Annotated in this window: 11 protein-coding genes; 10 read left to right on the top strand and 1 reads right to left on the bottom strand. The window is 69.0% G+C overall.

All coding sequences use genetic code 11. The features are described 5' to 3' along the window. Nucleotides 1–110 precede the first annotated feature (110 nt). Nucleotides 111–1,046, bottom strand: a complete 936-nt coding sequence (locus tag APZ21_RS07095) for an NADP-dependent oxidoreductase (protein ID WP_054812413.1) — start codon at nucleotides 1,044–1,046, stop codon at nucleotides 111–113. Between the two features lie 363 nt (nucleotides 1,047–1,409). Here APZ21_RS07095 and clpB point away from each other — a divergent pair, with 363 nt between their 5' ends. The 10 genes from clpB to APZ21_RS07045 all read left to right on the top strand — a co-directional run bounded on the left by clpB (nucleotide 1,410) and on the right by APZ21_RS07045 (nucleotide 12,042). Continuing rightward, nucleotides 1,410–3,965, top strand: a complete 2,556-nt coding sequence (gene clpB, locus APZ21_RS07090) for an ATP-dependent chaperone ClpB (RefSeq protein ID WP_054812412.1) — start codon at nucleotides 1,410–1,412, stop codon at nucleotides 3,963–3,965. Between the two features lie 146 nt (nucleotides 3,966–4,111). Then, nucleotides 4,112–5,008, top strand: a complete 897-nt coding sequence (locus APZ21_RS07085; RefSeq protein WP_054812439.1) for a DUF5666 domain-containing protein — start codon at nucleotides 4,112–4,114, stop codon at nucleotides 5,006–5,008. A gap of 92 nt (nucleotides 5,009–5,100) precedes the next feature. After that, nucleotides 5,101–6,207 (top strand): type III secretion system chaperone family protein, encoded by a 1,107-nt coding sequence (locus APZ21_RS36155; protein WP_082392897.1) that lies wholly within the window; start codon nucleotides 5,101–5,103, stop codon nucleotides 6,205–6,207. 39 nt (nucleotides 6,208–6,246) lie between these two features. Beyond that, entirely contained in the window at nucleotides 6,247–7,059 is an 813-nt protein-coding gene (locus tag APZ21_RS07075; RefSeq protein ID WP_054812410.1) for an SDR family NAD(P)-dependent oxidoreductase, read from the top strand. Between the two features lie 2 nt (nucleotides 7,060–7,061). Then, nucleotides 7,062–7,637: an orotate phosphoribosyltransferase gene (gene pyrE / locus APZ21_RS07070; protein WP_054812409.1), complete on the top strand. Its 576-nt coding sequence runs from the start codon at nucleotides 7,062–7,064 to the stop codon at nucleotides 7,635–7,637. Nucleotides 7,638–7,763: 126 nt separating this feature from the next. Continuing rightward, complete coding sequence (locus APZ21_RS07065; RefSeq protein ID WP_054812408.1) at nucleotides 7,764–8,828, top strand: beta-ketoacyl-ACP synthase 3; 1,065 nt, start codon at nucleotides 7,764–7,766, stop codon at nucleotides 8,826–8,828. Further along, complete coding sequence (locus APZ21_RS07060; protein WP_054812407.1) at nucleotides 8,821–9,528, top strand: lysoplasmalogenase family protein; 708 nt, start codon at nucleotides 8,821–8,823, stop codon at nucleotides 9,526–9,528. Before APZ21_RS07065 ends, APZ21_RS07060 begins: the two co-directional genes overlap by 8 nt. Nucleotides 9,529–9,642: 114 nt before the next feature. Beyond that, nucleotides 9,643–10,047, top strand: coding sequence for a DUF4190 domain-containing protein (locus APZ21_RS35490; protein WP_307589300.1), 405 nt, complete (start codon nucleotides 9,643–9,645; stop codon nucleotides 10,045–10,047). 51 nt (nucleotides 10,048–10,098) lie between these two features. Next, nucleotides 10,099–10,836 (top strand): TrmH family RNA methyltransferase, encoded by a 738-nt coding sequence (locus APZ21_RS07050; RefSeq protein WP_082392896.1) that lies wholly within the window; start codon nucleotides 10,099–10,101, stop codon nucleotides 10,834–10,836. A gap of 87 nt (nucleotides 10,837–10,923) precedes the next feature. Beyond that, nucleotides 10,924–12,042, top strand: a complete 1,119-nt coding sequence (locus APZ21_RS07045; protein ID WP_054812405.1) for a glycoside hydrolase family 76 protein — start codon at nucleotides 10,924–10,926, stop codon at nucleotides 12,040–12,042. Nucleotides 12,043–12,056 lie beyond the last annotated feature (14 nt).

The raw sequence follows: 12,056 nt of genomic DNA, 5'->3' as shown, positions 1-12,056 counted from the left end.
TGCGCACGCGGGGGTCGTCGCCGATGGCCGCGCCCACCGATGGCGCCACCCCGCTCGGCGTAGCGGCGGATCTGATCGAACGGCTCGCCCTCGATCGGCTTCGTCGCGCGTCAGATGGCGAGCACCGTCTTGCCGCGTGCGCCGGAGGCGCCGATCACCGAGGCCGCCGATTCCAGCGGCAGGGTCGTCTCGATCGGCACCACGACGTCACCTTCGGCCACCCGGTTCAGTAGGCGGGCCAGTTCCGGTGCGCCGCCGCGGGATTCGATATTGCCGCCCGCGATGCCGCGGCGGCGCAGGGTCTGCTCGTCGGCCGAGCCGATGGTCGAGTACACGGTGCCGTCCGGGCGCAGCAGTTCGACCAGTCCCGCGAGCACCGCGGGCGGGCTGACCAGGTCGAACAGCACGTCTATCCCGTCGGGGTGGGTGAAGCGCACCGAATCGCCGACCGGCGCGCGACTGTAGTCGACGGTCTCGGCCGCACCGAGCCGCGCCATCTGGTCGGCGTCGGCGGCGCGCGCGGTGGCGATGACGTGCGCGCCCGCGATATTGGCGAGCTGGACGAGGAACGAACCCACCCCGCCGGTGGCGCCGACGATCAGAACCTTCTGTCCGGGTTGGATTTTCGCCGCGTCCACCATGTCCTGCGCGGTGAGGCCCGCGGTCGGCAGCGCGGCGGCGGCCGCCGTGGTGACCCCGTCGGGGATGTGGACGAGCGCGGCGGTTTCTGGCAGCACCGAATATTCGGCGAAGCTGCCGTGTCCGACCGGCGGGACCAGGAATTTGCCCACCACCCGGTCGCCGACGGCGAAGTGGGTGACCTCGGGCCCGATGGCCGAGACGGTGCCCGCGCCGTCGACGCCGAGGATGAGCGGGAAGTCATGCGGCAGCGCGCCTTCCAGGTAGCCGGTGGCGACGCGCAGGTCGAAGGGGTTGACCCCGGCCGCCTCCATCCGCACCTGGACACCGCCCGGACCGGGTTCGGGTACCGGCATATCGGCCATCTCGATCGGGCCTGCGAACTGTCGTACCACGATCGCGCGCATCGCTTCGCTCCTCGTTCGGGCTGCTACCTCGTTCGGGCTGACGACCTTCATAGAGCTGACGAGCTGTGCCGGACACCTGGGTCGGCGGCGTGTCCATCCTAGGGCCGTGTCCGCGCGCGACGCGGTTGTCCACGGCGAGTGATTCGTCGCATTCCACCCGGGCGCGGCGTAGCGTTCGTGGCGCCGGGACACGTCCACGTGACGTGGCGTCCGACCGATCGAAAAATTCTAAACTTGAGCGGAACAGACTCAACCTTTCCGGCGTTGGACGGTGTGAAAGCGGCACCGGACACGGGCCGGGCGCGGACAGCGCCCGGCCGCGCTCCCGGTGAACCGCGGAGATCGACTAAGAGGAAGGTGCACGTGGACGCGTTCAATCCCACCACCAAGACCCAGGCGGCGTTGACCGCCGCTCTACAGGCGGCTTCGGCCGCGGGCAATCCTGAGATCCGCCCGGCCCACTTGCTGGTGGCGTTGCTGGATCAGACCGACGGCATCGCCGCTCCGTTGTTGAAGGCTGTCGGGACCGATCCGGCGGTGGTGCGGCGCGAGGCCCAGGATGTCGTGGATCGGTTGCCGCGCGCGACCGGCGCCACCACGACACCGCAGTTGGGGCGGGAAGCATTGGCGGCGATCACCAGCGCCCAGCGGTTGGCCACGGAGTTGGGAGACGAGTACGTCTCCACCGAACACGTCATCGTCGGCTTGGCCGATGGTGATTCGGATATGACCATGCTGTTGCGCAAGTACGGCGCGACGCCGGAGGCCTTGCGCGAGGCGTTCACGACCGTACGCGGCAGCGCGCGGGTCACCAGCCCCGACCCTGAGGGCAGCTATCAGGCGTTGGAGAAGTACTCCACCGATCTGACCGCCGCCGCCCGTGACGGGAAACTCGACCCGGTGATCGGGCGTGACACCGAGATCCGCCGGGTGGTGCAGGTGTTGAGTCGCCGCACCAAGAACAATCCGGTGCTCATCGGTGAACCCGGTGTCGGCAAGACCGCGATCGTGGAGGGCCTGGCCCAGCGCATCGTGGCCGGGGATGTGCCGGAGTCGCTGCGCGGCAAGTCGGTGATCTCCCTGGATCTGGGTGCGATGGTCGCGGGCGCGAAGTATCGCGGTGAGTTCGAGGAGCGGCTCAAGGCCGTGCTCGAGGACATCAAGAACAGCGCCGGGCAGATCATCACCTTCATCGACGAACTGCACACCATCGTCGGCGCGGGCGCGACCGGTGAATCGGCGATGGACGCCGGGAACATGATCAAACCCATGCTGGCGCGCGGTGAGCTGCGGCTGGTCGGCGCGACCACGCTCGAGGAGTACCGCAAGTTCATCGAGAAGGACGCCGCGCTCGAGCGTCGGTTCCAGCAGGTGCTGGTCGGTGAGCCGTCGGTGGCCGACACCGTCGGGATCCTGCGCGGTATCAAGGAGCGCTACGAGGTGCACCACGGCGTGCGTATCACCGACTCGGCCCTGGTCGCCGCGGCCACGCTGTCGGATCGCTACATCACCTCACGGTTCCTGCCCGACAAGGCGATCGACCTGGTCGACGAGTCGGCCTCGCGGCTGCGCATGGAGATCGACTCGCGTCCGGTGGAGATCGACGAGGTCGAACGCGCGGTGCGCCGCCTCGAGATCGAGGAGGTCGCGTTGAGCAAGGAGACCGACGAGGCGTCCAAGCAGCGATTGGAGAAGTTGCGCCAGGAACTGGCCGACGACCGCGAGACGCTCGGCCAGCTCATGACCCGCTGGCAGAACGAGAAATCCGCCATCGACCAGGTCCGCGTGCTCAAGGAGGAACTCGAGGGCTTGCGCGGGGAATCCGAACGCGCCGAGCGCGACGGTGATCTCGGCAAGGCCGCCGAACTGCGCTACGGCCGAATCCCGTCGCTGGAGAAGCAACTCGCCGCCGCCGAACAGGCGTCGAAGACCGCGGGCGACGGCGCGGTCATGCTCAAGGAGGAGGTCGGACCCGACGACATCGCCGAGGTGGTGTCGGCCTGGACCGGTATCCCCGTGGGCAGGCTGATGGAGGGCGAGACCCAGAAGCTGCTGCGCATGGAGGAGGAACTCGGCACACGCGTGGTCGGACAGAGCGAGGCCGTGCAGGCCGTCTCCGACGCGGTCCGCCGCGCACGCGCCGGGGTCGCCGACCCCAACCGGCCCACCGGCTCGTTCATGTTCGTCGGCCCGACCGGCGTCGGTAAGACCGAACTGGCGAAAGCGTTGGCGGAGTTCCTCTTCGACGACGAACGCGCCATGGTCCGCATCGACATGAGCGAGTACAGCGAGAAGCACGCCGTCGCACGACTGGTCGGCGCGCCGCCCGGATATGTCGGATACGACCAGGGCGGCCAGCTCACCGAGGCCGTGCGCCGCCGCCCGTACACCGTCGTGCTCTTCGACGAGATCGAGAAGGCCCACCCCGATGTCTTCGACATCCTGCTCGCGGTCCTCGACGAAGGCCGACTCACCGACGGACAGGGCCGCACCGTCGACTTCCGCAACACCATCCTCATCCTGACCTCGAATCTGGGTGCGGGCGGTGACCGGGAATTCGTCATGAACGCCGTGCGCTCGGCCTTCAAACCCGAATTCCTCAACCGACTCGACGACGTGGTCATGTTCCACCACCTCGACGAGGAACAACTGGAATCCATCGTCGACATCCAACTCAACCAACTCAACAAGCGCCTGTCCCAACGCCGACTGACCCTCGACGTCACCGACTCGGCGAGGTTCTGGCTGGCCATACGCGGCTACGACCCCGTCTACGGCGCCCGCCCCCTGCGCAGGCTGGTCCAGCAAGCCATCGGAGACACCCTCGCCAAAGCGCTGCTCGCGGGCGAAATCACCGACGGAGACGTGGTGAAAGTCAGTGTCAGCGCGGACGGGGACAGCCTGACCGTGGGGAAGTAGGCCCCCGGACACCCGAATGAGCGACGGCGCGCCGTGCCCACCGCACGGCGCGCCGTCGTGTGCGGAGCACGCGAGTCCGGCTGCCGCGTCCGGTTCGTGCGCCACGAACCCACCACCACGAACCGACGGCCAATACAGTGGACACCATGAGCACCCCGAAGGATCCCTGGGCGCAGCGGCCGGACGACGCGCCGACCCAATACCTCGGTCCACAGGGACAGCCCGGACAAGACGGCCCCACCCAGCACCTCGGCCACGGTCACCCCGGATACGGTCAGGGCGTCGCCGACGATCCCACGGTCGCCTACGGGAAGGGCGGCGCTTCCGCGCATCCCCCCGCGACCGAACAGTTCGCCCCGTGGACCCCGCCCCCGGTCAACCCGACCCAGCAGCTGCCCACCTACGAGAACGAATGGGGCGCGGGCGCATACGACGGCGCATACGGCAACGGCGGCTACGACGGTTACGGACAGCAGTGGTCGGGTTCCCCGGGCCGGCCGGGTGGTATCCCGCCGGGCGCACCGCCGCCCTACGATCGGCCGCCGGGTGATCAGCCGCCGCGCAAACGCAACACCGGTCTGTGGATCGCGCTGGCGCTTGGCGTGATCGCTTTGGTCGCGGTGGGCGGCGTGGCCGCGGGGGTGCTGCTCGGCGGCAAGGACTCCGATTCGACGGCCGCGGGCGCCACCACCACGCGCTCCTTCCCGGCCACGGGCCAGCAGCGTCCGAGTACGCAGGCGCCGTCGAAATCGGCCTCGCCCACGTTGCCCGGTGTGCCCGGTGTGCCCGGTCTTGACGGTCTCGGGGCGACGATGGGCACCATCAGCGCCAACAATGGCGGCACCCTCACCTTGAGCACGCTGTCGGGGGAGACGGTCACCGTGCGCACCACCGACAAGACCCAGGTGATCTCGCTCTCGGGTGCGAAGGCGAGCGATCTTCCGGTCGGCGACGTGGTGATGGTGCAGGGCGACAAATCCGGCGACGGCACCATCCAGGCCAAGGTCATCATCAGCACCGGTCTGCCGGGAGGCCCGCGATGACCCGCCCGTGCGCGCGATCCGCCGCGCGCATCCGCCCCGCCACGGGGGCAATGGCGGACTCCGCGGCCTCGGGACCATTAGGGTAGAGCGCGATGACGGCAATGTGGTTCGGGTTGGCGGCGATCGCACTGGTCGGTGCGATCGCGCTGCTGTATTTCGATCGGGTCCAGCGGCAGCGGACCGGTCACGCGCGCCAGGTCTGGGCGAAGTCGCAGGGCTACACCTACGTGTCGGTGGAGCCCGCCCTGCCCGCCACCTGGCGCCGTGGCGCGTTGGCCAAGCTCGGCTACCTGTCCGCGGTGGACGTGGTCTCCGGTATCCGCAAGGGCGAGAAGTTCGTGCTCTTCGATCTGGAGGACTCGGCCACCCTGGTCGCGGTGCGCAGGCAGATCGGCTCCGATATCGATGTCGACATGCGCCTGAAGACGGCCTCGCCGCCGAAGGACGCCGATCTGGAGCTGCTTGGCGCGATCGGTGACCGGGTGGTCTTCGCGACCAATCCCGAGATCGCCCGGCACGCCGTCGACCAGCGGATGGTCGCGTTCATCGAATCGCTGCCCGATACCGTGCAGATGCTGTGGAGCGAGGGCAACTGGACCGTGGGCATGCTCGCGGTGGGCACCTCGTCCAAGGACTGGGAAACCACCATCGACGCGGTGCTGCGCCTGTCGGGTCTGCTGCACGTGCTGCCGCCGGTCGCCGAACCGCGCGGGTTCGAGTCCAGCGGACACGACCCGGGCAGGCCTTACCCCAAGCGCCGTCCCGAGGACGAGGTAGGCGAGCCGGTGCGTTCGCGCGCGCCGGAGGCCGGGACGTCGCCGCGGATGGACCGCGGGCGCGCCGTCCGCTCGGAGCGCGATCACGAGGGCGAGTCCGAGACCGAGTCCGAGCGCGGATCCGAGGATCGCGCTCCGTCGGGTCGCCCGTACGACGGACCGGTCGAGGCGCCGCCGACACGTCGACCGTCGCTGGCCGTGGTACCCGACGCGCGGACACGCACGCGGGACGGCCGCAGGCCGCAGGCCGCCGACGAGGACACCCAGGAGCAGGCCGCGGCCGACCGGCCCGATGCCGACCGTCGCTCCGACGAGGACGGTCCCGCCGAACCGGCCGTCACGCGGGGCGGCGACGATCTGCCGCCCGCGGGCGGACCGTTCCATCCCGGGTTCCGCCCGTATCAGGGCCCCGTCCCACAATGACCGCGGGTCCGCGGGCCCGCTCGATTGGATTGTGTCGCCATGACAGCTAGCGCCGACTCCGCACGCCTTCCCGGCGCCACCCGACCCGTCGCTCTCGTCACCGGGCCGACCTCGGGCATCGGTCTCGGCTATGCCCGGCGACTGGCCACGCTCGGCTACGATCTGGTGCTCGTCGCGCGCGACGAGGAGCGACTGGCGGGGCTCGCGGCCGAACTCGACCGCAAGTACGCGACCAGGTCCGAGGTGATCGCCGCCGATCTCGCCGTCGCCGAGGATCGCGCGCGGGTCGCCGACCGGGCGGGCGCGGGTGTCGAATTCCTCGTCAACAACGCGGGTTTCGGTCTGTCCGGGGAGTTCTGGACGCTGCCAATGGACCGGTTGCAGGCGCAGCTGGACGTGAACGTGACCGCCGTCGTCCAGTTGACCCGTGCCGCGCTGCCGCCGATGATCGCCGCCGCCAAGGGCTCGATCGTCAATGTGGCCAGTGTGGCGGGCCTGGTGCCGGGACGGGGATCGACGTATTCGGCCTCCAAGGCATACGTCGTATCCTTCACGGAGGGTTTGGCGGGCGGTCTGGTCGGAACGGGTGTGCGCATCCAGGCGTTGTGCCCCGGATTCGTCCACACCTCGTTCCACGAGCGGGCGGGCATCGAGATGTCGTCGCTGCCGAAGCAGATGTGGCTGTCCGTCGAGCAGGTAGTCGCCGATTCGCTGCACGATCTGGAACGGGACCGGGTGCTCAGCGTGCCCGGGGTGCAGTACAAGGTGATCACGACGATGGCCGGTCTGGTCCCGCGGCCCCTTCAGGTCCGTATCAATCGCGGCCTGTTCAACTCACGCGGAAGGACTTAGACATGATCCAAGAGGCGACTTCGCGCGATTCCGCGATCGGCGTCGGCTCCGACCGTGACCGGCTGGCGGCGCTGGTGCGCGAACTGGCGGTCGTGCACGGCCGGGTCACCCTGTCCTCGGGCAAGGAAGCCGATTACTACGTCGATCTGCGGCGCGCCACCCTGCACCACCTGGCCGCGCCCCTGATCGGGCGGTTGCTGCGCGAGCTGGTGGCGGATTGGGACTTCGAGGCGGTCGGCGGGCTGACCATGGGCGCGGACCCGGTAGCGCTGGCCGTCATGCACGCCCCAGGTCGCCCCATCAACGCCTTCGTGGTGCGCAAGGCGGCCAAGTCCCACGGCATGCAGCGCCAGATCGAGGGCCCCGACATCGTGGGCAAGCGGGTGCTGGTCGTCGAGGACACCACCACCACAGGCAATTCCCCGCTCACCGCCGTGCGGGCGCTGCGCGACGCGGGCGCCACGGTGGTCGGGGTTGCCACGGTCGTGGATCGCGAGACCGGCGCCGACCAGGTGATCGCGGCCGAGGGCCTGGAATACCGGTCGATTCTCGGGCTGAAGGACCTCGCACTGGGCTGACCTGGGCGCGATGGCCGCATCGACCAGGTGCGGCAGTGTACCTCCTGCGGATCGAACGCCGTAACCTCTGCGTTAGCCTGAACACAGTTCTAGTTTGTTCGTATGTAGAGGACGTGTGATTCGCCTGTGGTGAGCATTGCGGTCAATAAGAGTCGCCAGAATGTTGCGATGCTCGGAATCGGCGCGTATCGGCCCCGGCGTGTCGTGAGCAACGCCGAGGTATGCGCGCGGCTGGATTCCACACCCGAGTGGATCTTCGAGCGCACCGGCATCCGCAATCGCCGCTGGATCAGCGGTGACGAGACGCTGCGGTCGATCTCGGCCGCGGCCGGGGAACGCGCGCTGGTCAACACTGGCATCGACCGATCCGCCATCGGCGCGCTCATCCTGTGCACCTCGAGTTGGCTCAAGTTGACCCCGCACGGCGCGCCCACGGTCGCCGCCGATCTCGGCATGAACGGCATCGCGGCCTTCGACCTCACCTCCGGCTGTGGCGGCTTCGGCTACGGACTCGGCGTCGCCGCCGACCTGATCCGCGCGGGCTCGGCAGAATACGTGCTGGTCATCGGCGCGGAGACGATGACCGTCGGACTCGATCCCACCGATCGCGGCACCGCCATGATCTTCGGCGACGGCGCGGGCGCGGTGGTGGTCGGTCCCAGCGAGGAGAACGGCGTCTCCCCGACGGTGTGGGGCAGCGACGGCGAGAACGCCGAGGCCATCGCCCAGGACGTGGACTTCCTCGAATTCATGAACAAGGCGCAGGCGTTGCAGGGCACCGATCCCGAGGTCGAGGCGGTCGGGCGGATGTCACTGCGGATGGAGGGGCCGCGGGTATTCCGTTGGGCCGCGGTCACTCTGCCGCGTGCGCTGGCCTCCGCGCTCGAGGTCTCGGGCGTGTCGAAGGATGAGATCGAGGTCTTCGTTCCGCATCAGGCCAATGCGCGCATCAACGAGTTGATGAAGAAGAATCTCGGTCTGGCCGAGGACATTCCGATGGCAAACGACATCGAGAACACCGGCAACACCTCTGCGGCGTCGATTCCGCTGGCGATGGAGGAGATGCTGGTGACCGGTAAGGCCAAGGGCGGCCAGACCGCGCTGCTGCTCGGCTTCGGCGCGGGTCTGAGCTACGCGGGTCAGGTGGTCACGCTGCCGCCCGCTCCGAAGGAACCGAGTTTCGATGTCTGATCGCCGTCGCGTGCGGCCGCTGCGGCTCGGCTACGCCGCGGCGGCGGCGGTCACGGTGTTCGGCGCTCTTACGGGCCGCCATCGGCTCCAGTGGATCGCGAAACCGCTGCTCATGCCCTTGCTCGCGGCCGACGCGGTGACCTCCGACATGCCCGCGGGCGCCGATCGCGCGCTGCTGGTCGGCGCGCTGGGCGCGGCCACGCTCGGCGATGTGCTGCTCATCGATCCCGACGACGATCGCCGCTTGGTCGCGGGCGCGTACTGCTTCGCGGTCATGCAGGGCGGGTACACGGCGTTGTGGCTGCGCCGGGGCGCGCGCCCCACGGTCGCGAATATCGTTCCGCGACTGGGGGCTTGGCTCGGCGCGGCGGCGCTGCTGCGGGCGAAGTCGCCCGCGGTGGCGACCCAACTGACCGTCTACGGCGCGACTCTCGGCACCGCCGCGGTGCTGGCCTCCGATCCCGCCCTCGCGCCCGCCTCGAAGGCCGTCGCGGGCTTGAACATACCCGGCACCGACCCGCGCAGCCGCATCGGACTGGGCGCGCTGCTGTTCACCGTCTCGGACGGATTGATAGTCGTCCGTAGGCTTTTCGTGCGTGACGAGCGATTCCGGCGCATCGCCGAAGGTGCCATCCTCGCCACCTACACGGCCGCGCAGTATCTGCTCACCGACCCGCGCGTGCACGCCGACGCGAGTTAGCCTTTCAGGCGCAGCACCGCCAGGACGCGGCGATGGTGCGTGTCCGACTGCGGCAGTGTAGCCCGCCACACCATCGCCCGGACGGCACGAGCGCTCCCGGCTACCATCACCCGCATGAGTTATCCGCCGCCGATGGACAAATTCGACCAGTCCGGTCAACAACCTTACGGACAGCAACCGTACGGCCAGCCCTATCCGCCTCAACAACCGTACGGTCAGCCCTACGGCTACGGTTACGCGCCGCCGCCGGATCATCCGCAGGCCACCACGATTCTGATACTCGGCATCCTGAGCCTGGTCGTATGCGGTGTGTGCGGCCCGTTCGCCTGGTCGATGGGCAATAAGGCGCTCAAGGAGATCGACGCCTCCGGCGGGGCGATCGGCGGGCGCGGCAATGTCAAGGCCGGCTATATCTGCGGCATCATCGGGACGATCGGCCTTATCATCGGCGTCCTGTTCCTCGTCCTCTACATCGTGTTGGTCGTGGTCGCCATCGGCGCGTCCACATCGGGTTACTGACCTCGACACCGGTCATCGCACGGGGGGCCGATACTCGGCGGCATCGGTGCGATGACCGGAATTAGCATCGACGGGGTGAATCAGTCAGGGCCGGAGCACGGCAGTCGAGCAACGGACGAGCGAGTTCGGGACACCGAGGGGCGCGGGCCCACCGAATGGGGCGAGCATCCGCACGGCGTCGGTCCCTGGCTCGAGGAATTCGGCACGCCCGCGCCCGCGGACGCCCGGCTGGATACGGAACTGCTGACGCACGGCGACCGGCGCAATGTCGTCGACGCCTACCGTTACTGGACCCGCGAGGCCATCGTCGCCGACATCGATCGGCGCAGGCACCCATTCCACGTGGCCATCGAGAACTTCGGCCACGACGCGAATATCGGCACCGTGGTGCGCACCGCGAACGCCTTCGCCGCCGCCGCGGTGCACATTGTGGGGCGCAGGCGCTGGAATCGGCGCGGCGCGATGGTGACCGACCGCTACCAGCACATCGAGCATCACAGCGGCATTCCCGAGCTGCTCGACTTCGCCGCCCGGCACACACTGACCGTCGTCGCGGTGGACAACGTCCCCGGGGCGGTGCCGCTGGAGACCGTGCGGTTGCCGCGCGAATGCCTGCTGCTGTTCGGGCAGGAGGGACCGGGTGTCACCGAGGACGCGAAACACGCGGCGGCGATGACGGTCTCGATCGCGCAGTTCGGTTCGACCCGCAGTATCAATGCCGGAGTCGCGGCAGGTATCGCAATGCATGCATGGATCCGTCAGCATGCCGATTTGACCACATCTTGGTAACGGAATGGGGCGCAGAATTCGAGCGCGACCTGGCACCATTGAGGCATGACGTCGCGGAGCCCACAGACCGGGCATGATGCTGCATCGATGCCCGTCGTGTGGTCCGAGCGCGCGGACATGGCCGAATCCGCGGTCATCTCGCGGCATCTGCGCGCACTGTGGGCGCTGCCCGGCACCGAACTCGGCGTTGTGGGCTGGCCCGCGACCAGACGCGAACGCGGCTTCGCGACCTGGCACTACTGGTGGCAGGCGCATCTGATCGACTGCGCCGTCGACGCCGCCAATCGGGTGCCGACCCCGGCGCGTCGCAAACGGATCGCCGAACTCGTGCGCTCGCACCGCATTCGCAACATCACCGGCTGGACCAACGACTACTACGACGACATGGCCTGGCTGGCCATCGCCGCCGAGCGCGCCGAGCGCACCCTCGGCATCACCGAGGCGCGCGGCGCATTGGTCGCGCTGGAGAAGAAGCTCTACGAGGGCTGGAACGCGGAGGCGGGCGGCGGTGTGCCGTGGCGGGTCGGCTCGGACTATTTCAACGCGCCCGCCAACGGCCCCGCGGGCATCGCCCTGTTGCGGCTGGGTCGCTATGCCCGCGCCCAGCAGATCGCGGACTGGCTCGACGAGACCCTGCACCATCCCGAATCGGGTCTCATCCTCGACGGCATCCACCTGCCGTCGGGCGAGATCGAATATCCGACCTTCACCTACTGTCAGGGCGTGGTGCTCGGGTTGGAGACCGAACTCGCCGTGCACACCGGGGAAACCCGCCATACGGAGCGGGTGCACCGATTATTGACCGCGGTCCGGGACCAGATGACCACCGGCGGCGTCGTCAACGGGGGCGGCGGTGGGGACGGCGGACTCTTCAACGGCATCCTGGCCCGCTATCTGGCGGTGGTCGCGCTGATGTTGCCCGGCGACGAGCGCACCCAGGCCGACGACCGGCGTACCGCGGCGGACATCGTACTGGCCTCGGCCGCCGCGGCCTGGTCGAACCGGCTCGACGTGGAAGGCGAACCACTGTTCGGGGTGGACTGGCGAACCCGCGCGCAGCTGCCGGGCGGAAGGCTCGGAGCGGGCCATTTCACCGCGGGCGGTTCGGTCACCGCGTCCAGGGTGCCCGAACGCGACCTGTCGGTGCAGTTGTCGGGCTGGATGCTGATGGAGGCGGCGCACCAGGTCAGCGCCGCCGGATTCTGAACTGCTGGCCCTCG

This window comes from Nocardia arizonensis (assembly GCF_001310275.1).
Classification (GTDB): domain Bacteria; phylum Actinomycetota; class Actinomycetes; order Mycobacteriales; family Mycobacteriaceae; genus Nocardia; species Nocardia arizonensis.
The sequence above is the reverse complement of the archived record's forward strand: the minus strand, read 5'-3'. Positions and strand labels throughout refer to the sequence as shown.

Coding starts and splice junctions, on each gene's coding strand:
- APZ21_RS07095 (WP_054812413.1), bottom strand. CDS start 1,046: ATGCGCGCGATCGTGGTACGACAGTTCGCAGGCCCGATCGAGATGGCC.
- APZ21_RS07085 (WP_054812439.1), top strand. CDS start 4,112: ATGAGCACCCCGAAGGATCCCTGGGCGCAGCGGCCGGACGACGCGCCG.
- APZ21_RS36155 (WP_082392897.1), top strand. CDS start 5,101: ATGACGGCAATGTGGTTCGGGTTGGCGGCGATCGCACTGGTCGGTGCG.
- APZ21_RS07075 (WP_054812410.1), top strand. CDS start 6,247: ATGACAGCTAGCGCCGACTCCGCACGCCTTCCCGGCGCCACCCGACCC.
- pyrE (WP_054812409.1), top strand. CDS start 7,062: ATGATCCAAGAGGCGACTTCGCGCGATTCCGCGATCGGCGTCGGCTCC.
- APZ21_RS07060 (WP_054812407.1), top strand. CDS start 8,821: ATGTCTGATCGCCGTCGCGTGCGGCCGCTGCGGCTCGGCTACGCCGCG.
- APZ21_RS35490 (WP_307589300.1), top strand. CDS start 9,643: ATGAGTTATCCGCCGCCGATGGACAAATTCGACCAGTCCGGTCAACAA.
- APZ21_RS07050 (WP_082392896.1), top strand. CDS start 10,099: ATGACCGGAATTAGCATCGACGGGGTGAATCAGTCAGGGCCGGAGCAC.
- APZ21_RS07045 (WP_054812405.1), top strand. CDS start 10,924: ATGCCCGTCGTGTGGTCCGAGCGCGCGGACATGGCCGAATCCGCGGTC.